The following is a 22557-nucleotide window of genomic DNA, read 5'->3' on the forward strand; positions in this document are numbered from 1 at the left end:
TATAGGTCACCTCTACAATATTTTCTTAGTCGATTACATTGTACTAAAGTGAGCTATATTTGGCTCTTTTTTTATTACACAATTATATGGACATATTCCTCTTATTGGATTTTCTACCTCAATAATCCAATTAACCATACTCTTATTGGATTAACTACAACAATAATCCAAGTAATCATTCTTTTATTGGATTAAGTAACACGTAAACTTACGAATTAACTTTTTTCTGGTTCAAACCTAAAAGTAATACACTTTCGAATATCTTCACGAGGAAAATCTAAAGTAATATACGATTTAAGAGTCGCTATAATAGCAATAAACTTAAGAAAAATGGAAGATATAAGAACTATAAAACCAAGTCTGAGACACATTTATGTCCTAGACTTGGTTTTATTTTGTGATGTATAAATTTTGTAATCAAATAGTAACTTGAAAAATTCAGGAATATGATATAATATTATTCCTATCGTTATAATCAGGATAGGAGTTGTTAAATGAAATGATCTGGATGATAATTAGTGGTTTAATTGTTGGTATATTACTTGGCTTCGTTATGCAAAGAACAAGATTTTGTTTAACTGGCGGATTTAGAGATATGTACGTACAGAAAAATAATAAAATGTTTTATGCTTTGTTAATTGCTATTTCAGTTCAAAGTATCGGGTTATTTACTTTAGTAGGTTTAGGCGTATTTAAACTAGAAGCTGCAACATTTCCTCTAGTTGGTACAATAATAGGATCATTTGTATTTGGTATAGGTATTATACTTGCTGGAGGATGCGCAACTGGTACTTGGTATAGAGCTGCTGAAGGGCTTATTGGTAGTTGGATTGCTTTAGTTCTATATGGTGTAACTGCTGCAATTATGAAATCGGGTCCTTTAAATCCATTACAAGAAAATATAAATTCATATACAGTTGTGAATTCAAATATGGCAGAAACATTAAATATTCCAGTATGGATTTTAATAGTATTATTAGTTGGTATTACAGCTTACTTTGTTACAAAGACATTAAAAAAACCAAAAATAGCTATACCTCAATTGAAACAAAAGCATACGGGTATTAGACATATATTATTTGAAAAGAGATATCATCCATTTGCTGCTGCTGTAGTAGTAGGATTAATTGCATTGATTGCATGGCCAATGAGTGCATCAACAGGTAGAATTGGTGGTTTAGGCATTACAACACCATCAGCAAATATCGTTCAATTTTTAGTTACTGGGGACATGTCATTAATTAATTGGGGTGTATTTCTAGTATTAGGAATCTTTGTTGGTTCTTACATTGCAGCTAAAGGTTCAAGAGAATTCAAATGGAGAATGCCGGATACTAAAACGATTCGCAACAGTGTTATTGGTGGAGCTTGCATGGGTGTAGGCGCATCATTAGCAGGTGGTTGTTCTATAGGTAACGGTTTGGTATCAACTGCAGCAATGAGCTGGCAAGGTTGGGTTGCATTACCTTCAATGATTGTTGGAGCATGGTTTATGAGTTACTTTATCTTTGTTAAGCCTAGAAAAGCAAAACAAACAAAAACACAAGTTTCAACTCAAAGTATATAATTAAGGAGTGTTTATAAATGGTACATGAATTAGGTACAGTAGGAATGGTTTGCCCATTCCCATTAATTGAAGCGCAAAATAAAATGGACGAATTACAAGCAGGTGAACAATTAAAAATAGACTTTGATTGTACACAAGCAACTGAAGCATTACCAAATTGGGCAGCGGACAACGGTTATCCCGTAACTAATTATGAACAAGTCGGCGATGCTTCTTGGACAATAACAGTAGAAAAACAATAATTTTATAAATTGTGTTTGGCTGAGACATTTTTGATGTTTCAGCCTTTTATTTATTAAAAAAATGGTTTTATATAATGAAATGAAAGTTATGTATATCTTATATTTTGGTTATTTATTTTTAGAGTAATGGAAACGGTTTTATGATAGAATGTTTCTTTGAGAGGTGTATTCATGAAGACTATAAAAGATATTGCTAAAATGGCAGGTGTATCTAAAAGTACTGTCTCTAGATACTTAAATGGCGGATCAATTAGCAAAGTAACAAGAGAAAAAATACATAGAGTTGTAGAAGAGACAGGTTATAAACCTAATCAGTTTGCGCAAAGTTTGAAAGCTAAAAGAACAGGTTTAATAGGAGCAATCGTGCCTAGATTAGATTCTTATGCGACAACTGAAACATTAAAAGGCATAGAATCTACATTATTATTACAAGATGTACAAACAATGATTGTAAATACTGATTTATCAAAAGAAAGAGAAATAGAGTCTATTTATACATTGGCCAAAAGAAAAGTAGATGGAATTATATTATTAGCTACACATATTTCAGATGATCATCTCAATGCAATAAATTCAATAGAATGCCCAGTCATTATAGTAGGACAATCTCATGAGCTATTATATTCAATCGTACACGATGATTATCATGCCGGCGAACAAGTAGCGAAGTGGATTATAAAAAACAATTATAAGCATGTCACTTATATAGGTGTTTCTGAATACGATGTCGCAGTAGGTAAGACAAGGAAAGATGGATTATTTGTATCATTAAAAAATAACGGCATTGTACCTAGATTTATTGAAAGTACGTTTAGTATGTCTGATGCACAAGAAGTCGGAAAACATATTGAGGTTCGAGATAATGAAGTTATTGTGGCAGCTACGGACAACATCGCGTTAGGAATTTATCACTCAGTGTTAAACGCTGATTACGATATGCCTAAAATTATTGGCTTTGGTGGTAATAAAATCACAAAAATTATCGCACCTATTATACAAACAGTTTCGTTTAATTATAGAGAAGCGGGTGAAACATCAGTTGAAGTATTACAAAATATTTTAAATGGTGAAGAAGTTAAAAAGCTTAACATAATAGATACTCACTTTGAAGAGCAGTAAAGAATAAGTTATGATAAAATAACTGAGTAATATAAAATGGAACCGGTTCAAAATTAAAGTAAGGAGAATGGTAATGGTTAATTGGACACGTGAAGAACGATATACAAAATTATCAGATATAACAGAAGAAGAATATTTAGAGCTACAAGAAAAAGTAAATCAGTCTGAATGGCGTCAAATTTTTCATATACAGCCTAAAACAGGGTTATTAAACGACCCTAATGGTTTAATTTATCATAATGGTAAATATCACATATTTCATCAATGGTATCCATTGGGTGCGGTACACGGTATTAAATATTGGTACCATTACATAAGTGATGATTTAATTCATTTTGAAGACAAAGGAATAGCCTTAGCTCCAGACACATCGTATGATAGTCATGGCGTTTATTCTGGTAGTGGTTTTGATTACAATGGTAAATTATATTTAATGTATACAGGTAATGTAAGAGATTCTGAATGGGAACGTACATCTAATCAAATGATAGCAGTAGAACAAGAAGACGGTTCTTTTAAAAAATTAGAAAAACCTGTAATAGAAAGTAGCCCAGAAGGATATACTGAACATTTTAGAGATCCAAAAGTATGGGAACAAAACGGCAAATATTATGCTATATTTGGTGTTCAAAGAGAAGATGAAACAGGTACAGTTATTGTCTATGAATCAGAAGATATTAAAAATTGGAATTTTAAAGGTGAACTGAAAACAGAATTAAATGAATTTGGATTTATGTGGGAGTGCCCAGATTTATTTGAATTAGATGGACAAGATGTACTCGTTTTCTCACCTCAAGGAATTGAAGCAGTGGACGATCGATTCGAAAATATTTACCAATCAGGATACATAATTGGGAATGTTAACTTAGAAGAACTAACGATGGAACATGGTCAGTTTATAGAATTGGACCAAGGCTTTGATTTTTATGCACCTCAAACATTTTTAGATAAAGATGGAAAGCGTATATTAATAGGTTGGATGGGGTTGCCTGAAATTGATTATGCGACTGATGATGAAGGTTGGGCACACTGTTTAACACTTCCTAGAGAATTAACGATAGAAAATAACAAACTTAAACAAAGACCAATTAAAGCATTAGAAAAATTAAGAAGTAATGAAGAAATTGCAGAAGGATATGCAAATAAGCATTCCGTGAAATTACACCCGTATGAAGGGAAACAGTATGAGCTCATTATAGACATACTTGATAATGATGCAACTGAAATCTATTTTGAAGTGCGTGTTTCTAAAAAGTGTTCAACGCAAATAATATATAACACAAAAACTAAAAAACTTACTTTAGATCGCTTTGAGAGTGGAGTAGTGAGTGAAGCGGTAGAAAAGGCTACAAGGTCCACTGTTTTAGATAATGAGTTAAACCAACTTAGAATATACAGTGATACTTCTAGTTTAGAAATTTTTGTGAATGATGGAGAATGTGTATTCACATCAAGAATATTTCCTGATAATGATGCAGTTAACTTTAGAACATCTACAGAATCAGGACAAGTTTATTTGAAATTTACAAAGTATGATATTGAATTTAATAAATAGTATTAAAACTCTACACCTGTTGTTTTTTAAAAACAGGTGTTTTATTATGTGTAATAAGTTAGAGGTTTATGAATAAGTTATTACAAAATATTAATTCTGTGTAACATATTATATATAAGCATAGAAAAGGTTTTAATTATCATTTATACTGAAATTGTAAAAAATAACAAGGAGGGGAGATCTTTATGAAGATATTTAGAAATGTATTTTTATCATCCGTGATATTATCTTCAATAGCATTTTCAGGTTATACAGTAAATAATGTTGATGCCAAGGAAACAATTGAAGATAATACGAAAGATACTTCTCCTAATACAAACAACGATGTAAGTAATGAAAAGATAGAGAAGCAAAAAACATCAGAACAAGATAAATCGACAGAAGAAGATAAATCAGAAGAGAAAAATACTGAAAATTCAACAGAAGAACCAAGTACCGAGGAACCGGATAAAGGCGATACGAGTACGGAAGAACCAAGTACCGAGGAACCGGATAAAGGCGATACGAGTACGGAAGAACCAAGTACCGAGGAACCGAATAAAGGCGATACAAGTACGGAAGAACCAAGTACAGAGGAACCAGATAAAGGCGATACAAGTACAGAAGAGCCAAGTACCGAAGAACCAGATAAAGGCGATACGAGTACGGAAGAGCCAAGTACCGAGGAACCGGATAAAGGCGATACAAGTACCGAAGAGCCAAGTACCGAAGAACCTCAAAATAATGGAGGAAATAACAATCAAACTCCACCACCAAATCAATCAAATAAAAATGATTCATCTTCAGAACCACCAAAATCAAATGAATCATCTAACCAATCTAAATCAGACAATTCAAAGGGAAACGATATAGAAAATTCTATACCAACTATGCCTTCTTATCCAAACACAGATGAAATAGGAAACTATCAACAAGATGGTATACAATCATCAGAACATTCTCCAAAATTCATTCCAGGTAATGCTGAAGAATATTATAATAAAATGGATAAAGATGTACTAGATTTAGTTACGAGTAAAGTTGGGACAAGACCAGATTTAGCAGAACCGAAATTTAAAAATCATGAGAAAACGACAGAAACAACTACAGTAGATAATGACCAGACAACTAAAAAAACGACACATGATTTTGAAAATGCAAGTGATAAAAAAGATATAACGAAACAAACTATACTAGGCATTTCAATTGCTATCGTCATTGTATTAGGTGCAATCATCGTCTTTATTATTAGAAGATTAAGAAGAACATGAAATAAAAAACAAGACTGAGACATTTATTTATATCTCAGTCTTGTTTTTTATTCTATAATTTTTAAAACTCTGATTGATCTATATTAAGCGTAGCGTCATATAAGTGGCTTACAATTTCTTTAACTGTACCTTCTTTAAATGGTGAGTTTAATTGTACAGAATTCATTATATCTATAAATGATTTTGAACCGCCGATTTGACATATTTTTAAGTAATCATTCCAAGCTTTATCAGGGTTTTCTTCATGTCTAATATAAAATTGCATGGCACAAATAGTTGCTAAAGTATAATCGATATAATAGAAAGGTAAAGCGAACACGTGACCTTGTCTATGCCAAAAACTACCGTTTATTAAATGATTAACACCGTCATAATCTTTATTCGGTAAATATTTTCGTTCTAAATCTGACCAAATTTTACGTCTTTCTTCTGGTGTAAGGTTGGGGTTCTCATACACTTTATGTTGAAATTCATCAATCGCAACGCCATAAGGTAAAAATTTAATATTGTCTTCTAAATGAGATAGCTTGAATTTTTCGGTATCTTCACCAAAGAATAATGACATCCAAGGATATGTTAAATACTCCATACTCATAGAATGTATTTCACATGCTTCTGAAGTTGGAAAATAATATTCTGGGACTGAGTATTTTAAACTTTCAAATACTTGAAAAGCGTGTCCCGCTTCATGTGTCATAACTTCTATATCACCTTGTGTGCCGTTGAAGTTAGCAAAAATGAATGGTGAATTAAAGTCATTTATTATCGTACAATATCCACCACTCTCTTTTCCTTTTTTAGCTTCTAAATCAAATAATGATTTATCTATCATATAATCAATAAACTTGCCTGTTTCATTAGAACGTTCATGGTACATTTTTTGAGCATTTTTAATGATTGCTTGTGTGCCAATTTGGGGTTTAGGAGAACCAGATTTAAAAGTAAAGTTTTGGTCATAAACTTTTAATTGATCGACATTAATACGCTCGGCATGTTGTTTATTAATTTGTTCGGTAATTGGTACAACATGGTCCTTTATTTGATTTCTAAATACTTCTACATCTTCTGCATTATAACCAATTCTTTGCATACGATCATAACCTAGTTGAATAAAATTGTTATAGCCGAGTTTAAGTGCAATTTCATGTCTTACATGAACAAGGTCATCGTAAATGCGGTCTATCTTTTCTAAGTGTTCTTCAAAGAATTGTTCTTTTGTTATGTATGCTTCCTTTCTAATATCTCTGTCTGGATTAATAAAATATTTGTTAAATTGAGATAGGTTTAGGTGTTCACCTTTATATAATATGTCAGCAGACGCAATTAATTTATCATATTCACTTATGAGTTTATTTTCTTTTACTAATAAATCATTAATAGAAGGATGATAAGTATTGAGTTCAACTTTAGCCAACTCAAATAACTGTTCACCAAAATGTGATACTAATCCGTCTTTATGTTTAGAATTCAAAAGTGCGTTATAAAATAGATTGTCTAAGTTTTGAATTCTTGGCATGTTTTCATCGAAAAAGTCACGTTCTTTATTGTAAAATTCATCGTTTGTATCGATGGAAGAACGGATAAGCGCAATGTTAAAATGCGTATCAGTGTGGTTACGGATTTTATTAATATCATCAACAAAACTTATTGCTTCCTCTAAAGTATTTGCAGATTCAAAGTCTTTTAATAACGACTTTATGTTTTGTTCCTTTTCTTCAATATTAATATGTTCATACTGAAATTCGTTAAATGTTAAGACCATATAAATACCCCCTCATTTCTTATATTATAACTTATTTTACAAATTATAACTTATTACTTTTAATATAATTAAAATTTTGATTATTATCAATAAAAAATCCCTAAACCCTTGAATTTAACCAACGGAATAGGGATGACTAAAACATATTCTAGATTTAAAGCATATGAATAATAGTGTTGTAAATTAAATGTGCCATTTGAGACTGTTTTTCTAATTGGTCTTGAAGATCATCTTTTAAAAAGATTTGTCCAATTACTACGACACCATTCATTCCCATATGTGCAATAATTGGAACAATGATACGTTTTGTTAATACATAAAGACCACTGAAAACTGTGCCCATTACAACGTAAATTAAAGTGTGCTCTGGATCAGAATGCGCTAATGAAAACACAAACGAACTAACAAGAACAGCAATGATAAAACTTAGCCAAGTAGGTTTTTTAATCATATTAAAAATTTCACCAAATATTAATTTACGGAAAATTAATTCTTCTAAAATAGGTCCAGCTAAAACGATATATAAAATTAAAATATGAGATTCCTGTGCTATTTTCATTAAGTTCTGGGTATTGCCACTTTCAATAGGTTGATTAAATACGTAAATATTTATATAAGCAGCTATCCCTTGTCCGAACATAGCAAGAAATATACCGGCGATACACCAAAAGATAACGTATAACCAAGGTTCTTTAGTTTGTTGTTCGAGTCGAGTTGGATTTTTAATATTTGAATTCATATACCATAATATTAATACCGTAATGATAGCTGTAATTGCCATCCATGTTAATGAAATCTCCAATCGTGTTGTATTGGATAGATTAGCATTTGCGTATATAGTATTTGGCACGATTGCGATTGTTTGTACAATTACAAATAGTAAAAGTGTAGTTACATTGACTGTTAATCTTTTAAATTGCATTTCTATAATTTCCTCCAAAAATAAACATGTTAATATTGTATCGTATTTTTGTAAAAAAGAGAAAAGTTTAAGTTATTTTACTTGTAATTTTGACCAAGTTTGATTATTATAAAAATATAGTTAGCACTTAACTATTAAGAGTGCTAATATTAAAAGCGCCAAGGAGGATTTTATAAATGTTAAAACCATTGGGAGATAGAATTATTATCGAAAAAACAGAAAAAGAACAAACTACAGCGAGTGGAATTGTATTAACAGATTCAGCTAAAGAACAGTCTAACGAAGGTAAAGTTGTAGCTGTTGGACCAGGTAAACGTTTAGAAGACGGTACAAGACTGACTGTTGATGTATCTGTTGGTGATCAAGTTGTTTACCAACAATACGCAGGAACAGAAGTTAAACGTGATAAAGAAACATATATTATCCTTTCAGAAGATGATATTTTAGCAATAGTTGAACAGTAATTGATTAAAAATTGAAATGAAACATTGATATATAATTAATGGAGGTATTATAGATGGCTAAAGAACTTAAATTTTCAGAAGATGCACGTCGTTCAATGTTAGCAGGCGTGGACAAATTAGCTAATGCAGTTAAAGTAACATTAGGACCTAAAGGACGTAATGTTGTTTTAGATAAAAAATTCACTTCACCACTTATTACAAATGATGGTGTAACAATCGCTAAAGAAATTGAATTAGAAGATGCTTATGAGAATATGGGAGCGAAATTAGTTGCTGAAGTTGCTAACCAAACTAATGAAGTTGCTGGTGACGGAACAACAACTGCTACTGTATTAGCTCAAGCAATGATTCAAGAAGGCTTGAAAAACGTTACTAGTGGTGCGAATCCAGTAGGTATTCGTGAAGGTATCGATAAGGCAGTTAAAGTTGCTTTAGAAGAATTACACGAGATTTCACAACCTGTAGAGAAGAAAGAAGAAATTGCACAAGTAGGTTCTATCTCTGCAGCTGACGAGGAAATTGGTAAATTTATTTCAGAAGCTATGGAAAAAGTAGGTAACGATGGAGTTATCACAATTGAAGAATCAAAAGGATTCAACACAGAATTAGAAGTAGTTGAAGGTATGCAATTCGATAGAGGTTACACTTCACCTTACATGGTTACTGATTCTGATAAAATGACTGCAGAATTAGAAAATCCATACATCTTAATTACAGATAAAAAAATCTCATCATTCCAAGATATTTTACCTGTATTAGAAAAAATATTACAAACAAACAGACCAATATTAATTGTAGCTGACGATGTAGAAGGAGACGCTTTAACAAACTTAGTACTTAACAGATTACGTGGAACATTTACTGCAGTTGCAGTTAAAGCACCAGGATTCGGTGATCGTCGTAAAGCAATGTTAGATGATTTAGCTATTTTAACTGGTGGTCAAGTTATAACTGATGATTTAGGTTTAGATTTAAAAGAAACAACATTAGATATGCTTGGTGAAGCAGGTAAAGTACAAGTAACAAAAGATGATACTACAATCGTTGAAGGTCAAGGCGATTCTGTTAATATCGATGCTCGCGTTGGTCAAATCAAAGCTCAAATTGAAGAAACAACTTCTGACTTTGATCGTACTAAATTACAAGAACGCTTAGCTAAATTAGCTGGCGGTGTAGCTGTAATCAAAGTAGGTGCAGCAACAGAAACAGAATTGAAAGAACGTAAGTTAAGAATCGAAGACGCATTAAACTCAACACGTGCTGCTGTAGAAGAAGGTATCGTAGCAGGTGGTGGTACAGCACTAGTTTCAATTTATAACAAAGTATCTGAAGTTGAAGCTAAAGGTGATGTAAAAACTGGTGTGAACATTGTATTGAAAGCATTAGAAGCACCATTACGCCAAATTGTAGAAAATGCTGGTTTAGAAGGATCAATCATCGTAGAAAAACTTAAAAATGCAGACGAAGGTATTGGTTACAATGCAGCAACTGAAGAATGGGTTAACATGTTAGATGCAGGTATTGTAGACCCTACGAAAGTTACGCGTTCAGCATTACAAAATGCAGCATCTGTTGCGGCTATGTTCTTAACAACAGAAGCGGTAGTAGCAGATATACCTGAAGACGAACCAGCTGCTCCAGATATGGGCGGCATGGGCGGAATGCCAGGTATGATGTAATAAAATAATACCATTACAATTCCTCTCGCCATTGTGGTGAGAGGAATTTTTTATGTTAAAATGAAATTAATTTGGTTAAGAGAGGTAAATAATATGATACGACAAGCTAAAAAGACAGATGCAGCTAAATTAAGTGAACTTATGTATATTATTTGGCATGATATGCAAATTCCGCTAGTTGAGAATAATCCAAAGGAAAAAGTATTAAAAATCATTCAACAAAGTATTGAAGAGGGCAATTATAGAAACCATTATAAAAACATGCATGTATATGAAGTAGAGGGAAATATTGCTGGCTTTATTAATTGTTATTCTGGAGATGAAGAAAAGCAACTCGAAGATAACTGGCATAATATTGATTTCAAAGAAGAATTTAAGTTGGAAGGAACGCCATTACCTGAAAAAGAAGCGAACGAAGGCGATTTATATATAGAATCTATAGCTGTATTTTCAGACTATAGAGGTCGAGGTATCGCAACTAAATTGATTGATTACATATTTGATTATGGTAGAAATCAAGGTTATGAAACAGTGACACTTAATTGCGAAGTAGATAATGAAGGTGCTATGAAATTATATAGAAATCTAGGATTTGAACCACTTCATGACAGAGTGTTAAGTGGACATGATTATAAATATATGGTTAAAAGTATTTAAAAGAAAGCATATTTAATTGGAGTGGGACAGGAATCTTATTTTCATAAAAAGGTTTCGTAGTCCCACTTTGCCAATATAACGTAAGTTCGAGAAATTGTTTATAGTTAAACATTTAAACCACTTTCGATAGCTAAGAGTTTTTCTTTTCTATCAACTCCGCTTGAATAACCTCCTAATGACCCGTCAGCTGATATTACTCTATGACACGGAACAATAATACTAAGTTGATTTTTACCATTTGCATTAGCTACTGCTCTAAAGGCTGTGGGCTGATTAATATTTTCGGCTAATTGTTTATAAGAAATTGTCTCTCCATAAGGAATATCGCATAGAGCGTTCCATACTTTTTGTTGGAAAGGTGTACCAATATTAAAGTTTATCGGAACTGAAAACTCACTTAATTTACCATCAAAATATAAAGAAAGCTCTTGTTCTAACTTATCCAATATTTCATGATTTCCACTTGAAATATCTTCATTTAGCGTTTGCTTAATTTTTTCTGTTTCCTTTTCCAAACTATACTTATCATTAAAATGTAGTAATAATAAGTGCGTCTCGTCACAAATACCAACCATTTTACCCGCTTTTGTATCAAATTCTTTTTGATATAGACTCATATAAAGCCCTCCTTTCGTAAATTTTAACACATGCTCATGTTATTGACTTTAAAAATGTAAGTGATATTATTACTATAAAACATATGAGTTTAATCGGGAATGAAAGGGAGGATTTATAATGAAAAGAAATATATTTTTATCAATGATTCTTATAGTATCCGTTATATTAGTAGCTTGCGGAAGCGGGGAAAAAGAGAAAAAGGAAATTACAATAGCAACATCACCAGGTCCATACAGTGAGCTATTTTTAAAAGGTATTAAACCAGAACTAGAAAATAAAGGATATACCGTGAAACAAAAAGATTTTACTGAATTATTACAAGCAGATGTTGCATTACAAGAAGGTAGTGTAGATGTAAATGTTGATCAACATAAAGCTTATATGGATACATTTAATAAAGAAAGAGATGCCAAATTAACAAATATTAACAAAATACCAACTGTACCAGCTCAAATTTTTTCAGAAGATAACAAAGATATTAAAAGCATAGAAAATGGAGACACTGTGGCTATTCCGCAAGATCCTTCAAATGCTGCCAGAGCATATCGATTATTAGAAAAAGCAGGTTGGATTAAATTAGATGCAGATAAAGATGATATTACAATTTCTAAAAAAGATATTTCTGACAATCCAAAAAATATAAAAATTAAAGAAATGGATTCAGCCAATATACCTAGAATATTAGGAGAAGTAGATTACGCAGTTATACCTGGATCAATTGTTTATGCATCAGATGTAGACCCTTCAAAAGGACTATTAAAAGAAGATTTAGTTAACGATTTATACTTACAAGTTGTAGTAGATGGAAAAAATAAAGATAAACAATGGGTAAAAGATATAAAAGAAGCATATAGCTCAAAAGGATTTAAAAAAGTATTCAATAAAGAAAATAAAGACGACTATTGGAAAGTACCAGATGAATTGAAGTAAAGGATTAAATATAATCTAGAGTTATTTTTACAATCCTAGATTATTTTCTTATTGTTTAAAATATTTATTTGAACTACAATACGATTAACATAGTTGAAAGGATGATGTTTTATGAAAAATGTAAATAAAATGCTTCTATGTCACAAAAGCACGGGTGGTCATAATTCCTAATATATAAATAATAAGGGGAATTTAATGAATTTAAACAAATTAGGACTAAAGAAAGACCAATTAAATTATTTTGAAGAACATTATGAAGATAGCTTTCAACTAGGAAGAGTATCATTTGTTGGGAAAAATCATTTTAAAGTAATAATGAAAAATGGTGAATACTTAGCTGAAATTACACAGAGAATAGTTATTAACGATATGATACCAGTTATCGGTGATTGGGTAGTTATTAATGATTTAGATAATTTTAAATTAATTATTGGTATACTACCAAGATTTAGCGAACTAAAAAGACAATCTAAAGTACACGAAACTATATCACAATATATTGCTACTAATTTAGATGAAGTTTTCGTTGTTATGGGGTTAGATGGAGACTTTAATTTAAATAGATTAGAAAGATATGTTATGCAAATAACTGAGAGTAGAGCCAATCCAATTATCATTTTGAATAAGTTGGACACCGTAGATAACTATCAAGAAAAAGTCCAATTAGTTAAACAAAGATTAGAGGATGTCCCAGTAATAGTAACTAGTGTCACAATGAAAACGAATTTAAATAAAATAAAAGATAGATTTTATGAAGGTATGACGGCGACATTAGTGGGGTCATCTGGTGTAGGAAAATCGAGCATTGCCAATTATTTAATGGGCAAAGATGCGTTAAAAGTAAATTCAACTAGAGAGTCAGATAGCAAGGGCAGACATACTACTACTCATCGAGGATTGTATTTTGTAAATCCCGAAGGTTTAATAATTGATACTCCAGGGATGAGAAGTTTAGCTATTTATGGAGATAAAAATGACCTTCATACAAGTTTTAAAGATATTTCTGAATTTGCTCAGTCTTGTAAATTTAATGACTGTTCTCATGAAGAAGAACCAGGTTGTCGAGTACAAGAAGCAATTGAAAATGGCGAATTAGATGAAGATAGACTTAATAATTATAAAAAATTATTAAAAGAAATTGAGTATAATGAATCCAAAACTTCAAAAAAAGCATTAGCCGAGAAAAAAGAAGAGTGGAAAAATAAAACTAAAAGATATAAAAATCATAATAAAATCATATATTAATTTATAAAAGTGATTAAAATCAGAGCGGAATGTTGCAAGACAAGTCCCACGTGCAACATTCCATCCACCATAATATTCTTCACAAAAAAACAGCGCTTCGTTTCCTAACCTTAACGAAGTGCTGTTTTGTACTTTTATTTCATAATTATTTTTTATGACTCTGTTTGTTACGATCGCTATTTCGATTAATAAATGCAGCAATTAGAAATAATATAGATGCAATGGTAAATTTAATACCTGAATCCCCGCTAATTTCCATAACAACGCCTATTATAAATGCGACTACAGCTAATCCAGCGAGTACTTTAGTAATGGTAGACATTTTATAAACTCCTTTTCTTAATGATTATATTATAACAATTTTTATTTTCTTATCAAAAGTATAATTTAAACAAAAATAAAATCATTAAATTGCATATACATCCTTTTCATTTTAATAAATCTCGTCTACTATAGAGGTATCATATTAACGAAAGAGGATGACTTTCTATGAACCCACTAGCTTTAGAATTGAATGAACAATTAAAAAATGAATCTCCAATCGTATTGGATATGCTTTCTGATTTAGGTAAATCAATGTACTTCCCTAAAGGTATATTATCTCAATCTGCCGATGCTAAAGGTACTAAATACAATGCAACAATTGGCATGGCTACTACTGACGAAGGTATTATGTATACAGATGCATTATATAGTCAATTTAGCGATAGAGAACCTAGCGATATATTCCCATATGCTCCACCTCAAGGTTATGAAAAACTTAGAGAATTATGGAAAAATAAAATTTTAAAAGATAATCCAGATTTAAGTGAAAATGCTATTTCAAAACCTGTTGTAACAAACGCGTTAACTCACGGTTTATCACTTGCTGGTGATTTATTTGTTAATCATGATGACACTATTTTATTACCTGAACATAATTGGGGTAACTATAAATTAACATTTGGCGTAAGACATAATGCTCAAATTGAAACTTATCAATCTTTTGAAGAAGATGGTAGTTATACTTTAGAATATTTTAAACGCGCTTTAGAAAATTACAATAAAGATAAAGTTGTATTAGTCTTAAACTTCCCTAATAACCCGACTGGCTACACGCCAACAGTAAATGAAGTGGAAGAAATGGTTTCAGCAATTAACCAATTAGCTGACAAAGGAACACAAGTAATTGCTTTAGTTGATGATGCTTATTATGGACTGTTCTTTGATGATATTTATAAACAGTCAGTATTCACTGCATTATCTCAATTAAACCATGACAATATTATGCCTGTTAAAATTGATGGTGCAACGAAAGAATACTTCTCATGGGGTTTCCGTGTTGGATTCTTAACTTTTGGTTCCCAAAATGAAACTGTAAAAGAAGTATTAGTTTCTAAATTAAAAGGTTTAATTAGAAGTAATTTATCAAGCTGTGCATTGCCGAGTCAAACAGCAATTGTACATGCTATGGAAGACCCTTCATTCCAAGAACAAGTTGATCACAATATCAATATTTTAAAAGAAAGATATGAAGTAACGAAAGATGTAGCATATCGTGAAGAATATAAAGATTTATGGACGCCTTATGCATTTAATTCTGGTTACTTTATGGCAATCAAATTAGCAGATGTAGAAGCTGAAAAACTAAGATTGCATTTAATTAAAAATTATAGCATCGGTGTTATTGCATTGAATAAAACAGATGTACGTGTAGCATTTAGCTGTATTGAAAAGAATGACATTGAATATGTATTTGAATCAATAGCTAAAGCGATTCATGAATTGAAATAATATAAGTGTATATAGAGTGTGTATATCAATTGATATACACACTCTATTTTTTTGTTGTTTGTAAATATCGTTATTACAAGAAATTGATGTAAATTATAGAAAAATATTTGACTAAACAATGTATAGTGTATATACTGTTTATACACAGTTAGTTGGAGGAGGTAGGACATGAAGATACTTCTGCAGAATAATAGTAATCAACCTATTTATGAACAAATAAAAGAACAAATAAAGGCGAATATTTTACAAGGTAAAGTTGAACCTGGTACACCATTACCTTCAATGCGAGAGCTAGCAAGTGATTTAGGAGTTAGTTTAATTACAACTAAGCGCGCCTACGTCGATTTAGAACAAGAACAGTTTGTAACTTCAATTCGAGGTAAAGGCACATTTGTAAAAGAACAAGATGCCTCGATAATGAAAGAAAAACAATTTATTGTGATTGAAGACTTGGCTAAAGAACTAACAAAACAAGCGAAATTAATAGGGATGGATCTGAAAGAAATAAATGAAATTATATCGTTAATTTATGAGGAAGGTGAGTAATATGACAAAAGCTATTGAAGTAAATAATCTAAACTATCATCTTAAAAATTTTAGCCTTAACGATATACAGTTTGATGTAAAAAAAGGTTATGTAACAGGTTTTATTGGCGCTAACGGTTCAGGTAAAACGACGATTATAAGAATTTTAATGGGTCTTTTAAAAGAACAAAGTGGAGATCTGAAAATATTAGGAGAATATTTGAGAGAGCATCCTGTAGAAATTAAAAATAAAATTGGCTTTGTTTATTCAGAATTATATATGTACGAAAAATGGAATATCAAAACAATTGAATCAGTAGTAAGTAAATATTATAAAAATTGGGATCATGATATTTTCTCGAAATATGTTGAACAATTTGGTTTAACTTACAAACAAAAAGTAAAACATTTCTCAACAGGTATGAAAATGAAATTATCTTTAGCAATCGCTTTGAGTCATCACGCTGAACTATATATATTAGATGAGCCAACTGCAGGTTTAGATCCAGTAGTTAGAAATGAAGTTCTTGAAATATTGCAAAAAGAATTAATTGATGAAGAAAAAACAGTATTTTTCTCTACACATATTATTTCAGATTTAGAAAAAATTGCTGATTATATTGTTTATTTAAAAGACGGATCAATTTTATTAAATGAAAGTGTGAATGACTTAACCGAGAAATATAAAATTGTTAAAGGCGACCCAAATATGCTGGATGATGAATTAAAATCACTATTGATTAATATTAAAGAAACAAAAACTGGATTTTCAGGAATGACAGAAAATAGTCATGTATTTCTTGAGTTATTTGGAAAAGAGGTAGTGATTGAAACACCAACAATAGAAGAAGTGATGGTAAGAATTGAAAAAGACCAAAAAAATAAGGTTGTGGTTTAAATGAAAGCAATTTTTTACCGAAACTTTATGTATGAAAGAGGTTACTTGTTAGCATATTTTATCTGTTTTGTTTTAACTTTCTTTGCTCAATTCACATTTGGATTTGAAAACATTGAAATAATAAATTTTGTTCCGATATATTTTATTGCTACAGTTTCAATTCATTGTATTAATAATGCCATATTATTGAATAAGCAAAGTAGCCAAATTTTTTATAATAGTTTGCCTATTTCTAAAATAGATATCGTAAAAGCACATTACTTATATAACTTATTACTGACAATTATTTCTTTTGTATTGATTATCATAATAGCTTTATATAAGAATGACACGATATTTCTTCAAGCAGCTATATTTATTGTAGCAACAAATTTATTAACATTAAGTATAGTTTATCCAACGTATGCACATGTTAATATTAATCAACTAGGAGCTTGGATATTGGGAGCTATGTACGCTATATTTGCAATGTTGTATTTCGGAACATATTCAAATCGTTCATATGCATTTTCAGAAATACTAGGTTGGAAAATATTTTTATACTATACACCTTCAATGTTGTTAATAGTTGCCATTATTATATGGATAATTCAATTTAGTAGAGCTATTCATAATGCTAAGAAAGATAAAATTACCATTTACGGAGGTGTAAAATGAAGCCGATATTATACCGTAATTTAATATTATTAAAACCTTACTTAATTTATATATTGGTAATGATTCTTGCATTACCAGTTATAATGATTTTACCATTTAATAATTACATCAAAATATTTCTATTAGGGATGCTCATGTTTCTTTTACATGTTGTCACTTTGGCGTTTCCTTATTATATATATTTAAGAATTAACAAGAATAAATCAGAAATGAACTTTTTAAGTTATCCTATAACACAAATAACGACGGTTAATATGCACTATTTAACTGCTATTATTTTAATCCTGATCAACTCGGTTACGATTGGTTTATATAATTTAGTGGCATTAATGTATGCGGCAAGTGATATGGATGTTGTTATAAATATGTCAGGGATACTAACGAATGTTGCGGCGAATTTATTTACAATCAGTTTAATATTACCGCTTTGTGATTTTAAAAGGTTTTTAAAAATACCATTAGTAATATGGATTATTTTGATTGGTTTTATATTACCAAGTATAGTACCGTACACAGATAAACTATTGAATAAATTATCTATTCAAACAAATGTTTTTACAAATTATGGAGATGAAATTTTGGTTTCTATATCAATCATATTATTTATCATTACTTACGTAATAGCATTTTCTAAAGCAAGAAAAGGTGAGATAACAATATAGAAGAGGTGACACATTTTGAAATTAACAAACATAAATAAATATTACGGCGATCAGCAAGTCTTAAACGACATAGACTTTGAATTTGGAGATAGTCAGATTGTAGGTTTAATTGGTAAAAACGGTGTAGGTAAGACTACATTGATGAAAATCATGAATGAAAACATCGTTAAATATAGTGGGAAATTTGAACAAGAAAGTAATGTACGAGTAGGTTATTTAATTGAAAATCCTAAACTGTACTTGAATAAAACAGGTTATTATAATTTGAACTTTTTTAGAGAAGTTTTAGGTAAAGATGTTGATGATGCATATGTTAATCAATTGATAGAGTCATTTGGAATCAAACCTTATATAAACAAAAAGGTTCAAAAATATTCAATGGGTATGAAGCAAAAATTATCAATAGCGGTAGCTTTAATGAATAAACCACACTATTTAATTTTAGATGAACCGACAAATGGTATGGATCCAGATGGTTCAATTGATGTGTTAAAAACAATTGAACGTGTAAGTAAAGAATTGAATATTAAAGTTCTTATTTCTAGTCATAAATTAGAAGACATTGAACTCATATGTGATAGAACTGTATTTATGAAAAATGGTCGTATTGTTGAGGATTACAATATGAAAGATGAATCAACGAGAATCACGAAATTCTTAATTGAAAGTAATCAATACAACGAAGCGCTTGATGTTTTAACGATGAATTTCAAAGTGATATCTAGCAATAAACACGAAGGGTTAATTGCGATTGAAGCATTACAAGATTATCAAAATGTACTCAGATTACTCAGCGAAAAAGATATTTACCCTAAATTTATCGAAAATAATAAAACTACATTAAGAGATCAGTACTTTAATATTAATAAAGGAGTTGAAGCATAATGAACATCTTACAACACGTTAAATATGATATAACGAGAATATTTAAAAGTCCATTAGGCTTATTCGGCTTATTTCTAGCAATTATTCCTAGCATTGCTGTTATCATTATTTCTTTAAATATGGATAATGTATTTACTTCTCCTGATGTATTAACTGGTTTCTTTGCTTTTGGTGGATTAGTATTATTAATGTTTACATTAAGAACAATTGTTAGAGACATGTCATATGGAACAATTCAGTTATTTTTAAATTCTAAGAAAAACAGAACGATGTACTTATATGGTAAATTAATTTCAGTAATAGGAATCATTATTTTGTTTACTATATTAGGCACTGTAGTTACGTTGCTATCTACATTTATGATGACAACAGGTGATTTAGAGTTTACAGATTTCTTTAAAATGTTTGGTGAACTACTCATTATCATTTTATTCTATGTAACTTTATTGAATATTATTAATTTATTAACTGGAAAAGCCGTGATGGTTTATACTACAGCTATCGTATGTATTATACTCTTACCAACTATATTCAATATACTTTCAATCGTTCCTCAAATAGGAGAAAAAATAGTTAAAGTGATGAAATATAATCCACTAGACTTTCTTCCAGATATTTTAAATAGTGGTTACTTAGGTATGGAAGGTTACCAAATTGGGATAACGGTTGTTTGTATTCTAGTATTTACAGTTATTAACCATTTCGTCATTATAAATAAGAATATATAATGGTTTATCCTTCATTTGTGTGTTAAATTTAATTTATTAGATAAATGAATGAGGGATATTCTTGGGTAAAAAATTTATTAAACACTATATTATTATAGGTATTATATGTATCGTTGCGAGCTTTTTCTTTAATGGTACACCAAGTTCGTTAATGATTGGTGCCGGTTTAGGTTTCTTTTTAACAGCGCTAATTGCGAAATTTGAAAAAGAAGATAAAGTTGATGAACATCCGGATAAAGCAAAACAAAATCAAGACAAAAAGTAAAAAGTCGGGATAAATTAGCCGGAGTCTGGGACATAAATAAATTGTCTCAGGCTTTTTCATTATATTGGCGGCAGTTAACTAGAAGGAAAATGAGGTGGTTTAATGTTAAGAAGTCTATTATTTAAAAAACTAGAACAAAAAGAACACGACATGATTAAGCACTATCGCTATTTACATCAATATCCTGAACCTTCGTTTTTCGAAGAAAAAACAGCTCAATATATAGAAACGTCTTATAAAGATAAGGAAGTTAAAATACATAATCGTATTGGCGGAAACTATGGTTTGATTGTAGAAATAAATGGCGGGAAACCTGGTAGAACAATTGCTTTAAGAGCAGATTTTGATGCTTTAAACATTTATGAAGAAACAGGTTTGGCATTTTCATCTAAACATAAAGGATGGATGCATGCTTGTGGGCATGATGCTCATACAGCTTATTTAATGGTATTAGCAGAATCTTTAATAGAATTAAAGGATAGTTTACCTGGAAAGGTTGTTATTATTCATCAACACGCTGAGGAGTTAGCTCCAGGTGGTGCAATAGATATGTTGGAATCAGGTCTATTAGATACCGTAGATGAAATCTATGGTATTCATCTATTTCCAGACTTTACGCCTGAAGTTATTTCATATAGAAAAGGTCCTACAATGGGCGGTAGATCTCTATTTCATTTGAAGGTTAAAGGTAAAGGAGGACATGGTTCCAGTCCACATTTAGCAAATGATGCCATAATGGCAGCTAGTACGTTTGTGACGAATATACAAACAGTAATATCGCGTAGATTAAATCCATTTGATATGGGTGTAGTCACGATAAGTTCATTTAACGGCACGGGATCACTTAATGTAATTCAAGAGAATGTTGAACTTGCGGGTGATGTTAGATATATGGAAAATCGTATTGGTCATCAAATTCATGATGAAATCTTGCAATTGATAGAAGGTCTTGAAGAAACTTTTAATGTTGAATGTCAATTCCAATATGACTTAGACTGCATACCTTTAATCAATCATTATAAACAGACAGATTATTTAGTTGATATTTTAGCTACTAGTCAAGGTGAATATTTTAAATTATTGAAAGAACATGAACAACTAACAAGCTCTGAAGATTTTGCTAGTTACTTAGAAAAAATACCAGGAACTTTCTTTTTTGTAGGATGTAAACCTTATGATGTAGAAGAAGCTTTCTTTAATCATAGTCCTAAATTCGTGGTTAATGAAGATGCAATGTTGACTGCAAGCAAGGCATTAGGTGAAATAGTATTAAACAGGCTGTACATAGAAGAATAAGAAAGATATTATCTTAAAGATACTTAAATAGATGTCACGAATAATAAAATAATATAAATTTTCAAGTAACCGTTTACAAAACCATAGTAAACGGTTACAATTATTTGTATAACTTGTATACAAGTATACGGAAGGTGAGGAAAGATAGATGAAACATCATTATCATTATCCGAGCGAATGGTTAAAATATCGTTCTACTGGTGAACAAGTAGCTAGTGAACTTCGATTGGGTATTATTAGTAAAGCCATTAATCAAGGCGATAAGTTAAGTGAGAATAAAATAGCTCAACAATTTGAGGTCAGTCGTTCACCTGTAAGAGACGCGCTTAAACTTTTGCAACAAGATGGTTTAATATCGCTTGAAAGAATGGGCGCAATTGTAACGGGATTATCAAATGTTAATCAGAAAGAAATATACGACATCAGGCTCATGTTAGAGTCATTTGTTTTTGAAAGACTACAGTTAGACGATAATTCAGTCGTTATTAAAGAATTAAATAAAATTCTAAAAATGATGACTGTTGCTGTGGAATTTGAAGATGCTGATGAGTTTACAAGGTTAGATCTACTGTTTCATGAATCTATGATTACTGCAATTAATCATCAATATATTGAAATGATATGGCGTAATTTAACACCAGTTATGGAATGTTTAATTTTAGTATCAATGAGACAGCGTATGGAAAATGAACCTGAAGATTTTAAAAGAGTTATTCATAATCATAAAGTATATATTGAAGCAATAGAAAACAAAGATCGAAATAAAATGAAAGAAGCATTTCATTTAAACTTTGACGACGTAGATGAACAAATCGAAGTTTTATGGAATTCACAAACCAATATAGATAGAAAGTAGGG

General features: G+C 30.6%; 24 protein-coding genes. 20 read left to right on the forward strand and 4 right to left on the reverse strand.

Annotated features, from left to right (window positions below):
* Positions 1-499 precede the first annotated feature (499 nt).
* The 5 genes from CD135_RS06440 to CD135_RS13285 all read left to right on the forward strand — a co-directional run bounded on the left by CD135_RS06440 (position 500) and on the right by CD135_RS13285 (position 5733).
* Positions 500-1567, forward strand: coding sequence for a YeeE/YedE family protein (locus CD135_RS06440; protein ID WP_017001228.1), 1068 nt, complete (start codon positions 500-502; stop codon positions 1565-1567).
* Between the two features lie 17 nt (positions 1568-1584).
* A complete protein-coding gene (locus CD135_RS06445; RefSeq protein WP_017001229.1) occupies positions 1585-1809 on the forward strand; it encodes a sulfurtransferase TusA family protein in 225 nt (74 codons plus the stop codon).
* Positions 1810-1980: 171 nt separating this feature from the next.
* Positions 1981-2928 (forward strand): LacI family DNA-binding transcriptional regulator, encoded by a 948-nt coding sequence (locus CD135_RS06450; RefSeq protein ID WP_103269048.1) that lies wholly within the window; start codon positions 1981-1983, stop codon positions 2926-2928.
* 73 nt (positions 2929-3001) lie between these two features.
* Positions 3002-4483, forward strand: coding sequence for a sucrose-6-phosphate hydrolase (locus CD135_RS06455; protein WP_103269049.1), 1482 nt, complete (start codon positions 3002-3004; stop codon positions 4481-4483).
* A 185-nt stretch (positions 4484-4668) separates the two neighbouring features.
* Positions 4669-5733: an SdrH family protein gene (locus CD135_RS13285; RefSeq protein ID WP_103269050.1), complete on the forward strand. Its 1065-nt coding sequence runs from the start codon at positions 4669-4671 to the stop codon at positions 5731-5733.
* A 61-nt stretch (positions 5734-5794) separates the two neighbouring features.
* Here CD135_RS13285 and CD135_RS06465 read toward each other — a convergent pair whose 3' ends face one another.
* A complete protein-coding gene (locus CD135_RS06465; protein WP_103269051.1) occupies positions 5795-7495 on the reverse strand; it encodes a M3 family oligoendopeptidase in 1701 nt (566 codons plus the stop codon).
* 154 nt (positions 7496-7649) lie between these two features.
* Positions 7650-8417 carry an intramembrane glutamic endopeptidase MroQ gene (mroQ, locus tag CD135_RS06470; protein ID WP_016999249.1) on the reverse strand — a complete coding sequence of 256 codons (768 nt, stop codon included), beginning with the start codon at positions 8415-8417 and terminating at the stop codon, positions 7650-7652.
* Between the two features lie 176 nt (positions 8418-8593).
* Between mroQ and groES the strand changes: the two genes are divergently transcribed.
* From groES to CD135_RS06485, 3 genes are all read left to right on the forward strand, one after another.
* Complete coding sequence (groES, locus tag CD135_RS06475) at positions 8594-8881, forward strand: co-chaperone GroES (RefSeq protein WP_016999250.1); 288 nt, start codon at positions 8594-8596, stop codon at positions 8879-8881.
* A 53-nt stretch (positions 8882-8934) separates the two neighbouring features.
* Positions 8935-10560, forward strand: a complete 1626-nt coding sequence (gene groL / locus CD135_RS06480) for a chaperonin GroEL (protein WP_064204924.1) — start codon at positions 8935-8937, stop codon at positions 10558-10560.
* 93 nt (positions 10561-10653) lie between these two features.
* A complete protein-coding gene (locus CD135_RS06485; RefSeq protein WP_026023628.1) occupies positions 10654-11217 on the forward strand; it encodes a GNAT family N-acetyltransferase in 564 nt (187 codons plus the stop codon).
* A 104-nt stretch (positions 11218-11321) separates the two neighbouring features.
* Here the strand turns inward: CD135_RS06485 and CD135_RS06490 are convergent, their stop codons facing one another.
* The gene (locus CD135_RS06490; RefSeq protein ID WP_103269052.1) at positions 11322-11834 is read right to left on the reverse strand and encodes a methylated-DNA--[protein]-cysteine S-methyltransferase; all 513 of its coding nucleotides are present in this window, start codon (positions 11832-11834) and stop codon (positions 11322-11324) included.
* Between the two features lie 118 nt (positions 11835-11952).
* On the opposite strand from CD135_RS06490, the gene CD135_RS06495 reads away from it, so the two are divergent.
* Both CD135_RS06495 and rsgA read left to right on the forward strand, forming a co-directional pair.
* Positions 11953-12765 (forward strand): MetQ/NlpA family ABC transporter substrate-binding protein, encoded by an 813-nt coding sequence (locus CD135_RS06495; protein WP_103269053.1) that lies wholly within the window; start codon positions 11953-11955, stop codon positions 12763-12765.
* Between the two features lie 195 nt (positions 12766-12960).
* Entirely contained in the window at positions 12961-14010 is a 1050-nt protein-coding gene (gene rsgA / locus CD135_RS06500; RefSeq protein ID WP_103269054.1) for a ribosome small subunit-dependent GTPase A, read from the forward strand.
* Between the two features lie 145 nt (positions 14011-14155).
* Here rsgA and CD135_RS12970 read toward each other — a convergent pair whose 3' ends face one another.
* Positions 14156-14332 carry a hypothetical protein gene (locus tag CD135_RS12970; protein ID WP_167543685.1) on the reverse strand — a complete coding sequence of 59 codons (177 nt, stop codon included), beginning with the start codon at positions 14330-14332 and terminating at the stop codon, positions 14156-14158.
* A gap of 167 nt (positions 14333-14499) precedes the next feature.
* On the opposite strand from CD135_RS12970, the gene CD135_RS06505 reads away from it, so the two are divergent.
* The 10 genes from CD135_RS06505 to CD135_RS06550 all read left to right on the forward strand — a co-directional run bounded on the left by CD135_RS06505 (position 14500) and on the right by CD135_RS06550 (position 22555).
* Positions 14500-15783, forward strand: coding sequence for an aminotransferase class I/II-fold pyridoxal phosphate-dependent enzyme (locus CD135_RS06505; RefSeq protein WP_103269055.1), 1284 nt, complete (start codon positions 14500-14502; stop codon positions 15781-15783).
* Between the two features lie 168 nt (positions 15784-15951).
* Positions 15952-16329 (forward strand): PSM export ABC transporter transcriptional regulator PmtR, encoded by a 378-nt coding sequence (gene pmtR / locus CD135_RS06510; RefSeq protein WP_016999120.1) that lies wholly within the window; start codon positions 15952-15954, stop codon positions 16327-16329.
* A gap of 1 nt (position 16330) precedes the next feature.
* Complete coding sequence (gene pmtA, locus CD135_RS06515; protein WP_064204930.1) at positions 16331-17206, forward strand: phenol-soluble modulin export ABC transporter ATP-binding protein PmtA; 876 nt, start codon at positions 16331-16333, stop codon at positions 17204-17206.
* Positions 17207-17863: an ABC-2 transporter permease gene (locus tag CD135_RS06520; protein ID WP_103269056.1), complete on the forward strand. Its 657-nt coding sequence runs from the start codon at positions 17207-17209 to the stop codon at positions 17861-17863.
* The gene (pmtB, locus tag CD135_RS06525; RefSeq protein WP_103269057.1) at positions 17860-18525 is read left to right on the forward strand and encodes a phenol-soluble modulin export ABC transporter permease subunit PmtB; all 666 of its coding nucleotides are present in this window, start codon (positions 17860-17862) and stop codon (positions 18523-18525) included. The genes CD135_RS06520 and pmtB overlap by 4 nt, the downstream gene beginning before the upstream one ends.
* A gap of 15 nt (positions 18526-18540) precedes the next feature.
* Complete coding sequence (gene pmtC / locus CD135_RS06530) at positions 18541-19410, forward strand: phenol-soluble modulin export ABC transporter ATP-binding protein PmtC (RefSeq protein WP_103269058.1); 870 nt, start codon at positions 18541-18543, stop codon at positions 19408-19410.
* The gene (locus CD135_RS06535; protein WP_103269059.1) at positions 19410-20138 is read left to right on the forward strand and encodes an ABC transporter permease; all 729 of its coding nucleotides are present in this window, start codon (positions 19410-19412) and stop codon (positions 20136-20138) included. The genes pmtC and CD135_RS06535 overlap by 1 nt, the downstream gene beginning before the upstream one ends.
* 61 nt (positions 20139-20199) lie before the next feature.
* Positions 20200-20403 carry a hypothetical protein gene (locus CD135_RS06540; RefSeq protein WP_016999108.1) on the forward strand — a complete coding sequence of 68 codons (204 nt, stop codon included), beginning with the start codon at positions 20200-20202 and terminating at the stop codon, positions 20401-20403.
* 102 nt (positions 20404-20505) lie between these two features.
* On the forward strand, positions 20506-21699 hold the full coding sequence (locus CD135_RS06545) for an amidohydrolase (protein WP_103269060.1): 1194 nt from the start codon (positions 20506-20508) through the stop codon (positions 21697-21699).
* Between the two features lie 148 nt (positions 21700-21847).
* Positions 21848-22555 carry a GntR family transcriptional regulator gene (locus tag CD135_RS06550; protein ID WP_016999105.1) on the forward strand — a complete coding sequence of 236 codons (708 nt, stop codon included), beginning with the start codon at positions 21848-21850 and terminating at the stop codon, positions 22553-22555.
* The last annotated feature ends 2 nt before the right edge of the window (positions 22556-22557 follow it).

Source organism: Mammaliicoccus lentus, from assembly GCF_002902755.1.
In the GTDB taxonomy this organism is placed as follows: Bacteria; Bacillota; Bacilli; order Staphylococcales; family Staphylococcaceae; genus Mammaliicoccus; species Mammaliicoccus lentus.

Bases quoted from the DNA above. Each gene is read 5' to 3' on its own strand.
- pmtR (WP_016999120.1), top strand. From the start codon at position 15,952: ATGAAGATACTTCTGCAGAATAATAGTAATCAACCTATTTATGAACAA.
- groL (WP_064204924.1), top strand. From the start codon at position 8,935: ATGGCTAAAGAACTTAAATTTTCAGAAGATGCACGTCGTTCAATGTTA.
- CD135_RS06550 (WP_016999105.1), top strand. From the start codon at position 21,848: ATGAAACATCATTATCATTATCCGAGCGAATGGTTAAAATATCGTTCT.
- rsgA (WP_103269054.1), top strand. From the start codon at position 12,961: ATGAATTTAAACAAATTAGGACTAAAGAAAGACCAATTAAATTATTTT.
- CD135_RS06440 (WP_017001228.1), top strand. From the start codon at position 500: ATGATCTGGATGATAATTAGTGGTTTAATTGTTGGTATATTACTTGGC.
- CD135_RS06445 (WP_017001229.1), top strand. From the start codon at position 1,585: ATGGTACATGAATTAGGTACAGTAGGAATGGTTTGCCCATTCCCATTA.
- pmtB (WP_103269057.1), top strand. From the start codon at position 17,860: ATGAAGCCGATATTATACCGTAATTTAATATTATTAAAACCTTACTTA.
- CD135_RS06485 (WP_026023628.1), top strand. From the start codon at position 10,654: ATGATACGACAAGCTAAAAAGACAGATGCAGCTAAATTAAGTGAACTT.
- CD135_RS06520 (WP_103269056.1), top strand. From the start codon at position 17,207: ATGAAAGCAATTTTTTACCGAAACTTTATGTATGAAAGAGGTTACTTG.
- pmtA (WP_064204930.1), top strand. From the start codon at position 16,331: ATGACAAAAGCTATTGAAGTAAATAATCTAAACTATCATCTTAAAAAT.
- mroQ (WP_016999249.1), bottom strand. From the start codon at position 8,417: ATGCAATTTAAAAGATTAACAGTCAATGTAACTACACTTTTACTATTT.
- CD135_RS06450 (WP_103269048.1), top strand. From the start codon at position 1,981: ATGAAGACTATAAAAGATATTGCTAAAATGGCAGGTGTATCTAAAAGT.
- CD135_RS06495 (WP_103269053.1), top strand. From the start codon at position 11,953: ATGAAAAGAAATATATTTTTATCAATGATTCTTATAGTATCCGTTATA.
- CD135_RS06505 (WP_103269055.1), top strand. From the start codon at position 14,500: ATGAACCCACTAGCTTTAGAATTGAATGAACAATTAAAAAATGAATCT.
- CD135_RS06465 (WP_103269051.1), bottom strand. From the start codon at position 7,495: ATGGTCTTAACATTTAACGAATTTCAGTATGAACATATTAATATTGAA.
- CD135_RS13285 (WP_103269050.1), top strand. From the start codon at position 4,669: ATGAAGATATTTAGAAATGTATTTTTATCATCCGTGATATTATCTTCA.
- groES (WP_016999250.1), top strand. From the start codon at position 8,594: ATGTTAAAACCATTGGGAGATAGAATTATTATCGAAAAAACAGAAAAA.
- CD135_RS06535 (WP_103269059.1), top strand. From the start codon at position 19,410: ATGAACATCTTACAACACGTTAAATATGATATAACGAGAATATTTAAA.
- CD135_RS12970 (WP_167543685.1), bottom strand. From the start codon at position 14,332: ATGTCTACCATTACTAAAGTACTCGCTGGATTAGCTGTAGTCGCATTT.
- CD135_RS06545 (WP_103269060.1), top strand. From the start codon at position 20,506: ATGTTAAGAAGTCTATTATTTAAAAAACTAGAACAAAAAGAACACGAC.
- CD135_RS06455 (WP_103269049.1), top strand. From the start codon at position 3,002: ATGGTTAATTGGACACGTGAAGAACGATATACAAAATTATCAGATATA.
- CD135_RS06490 (WP_103269052.1), bottom strand. From the start codon at position 11,834: ATGAGTCTATATCAAAAAGAATTTGATACAAAAGCGGGTAAAATGGTT.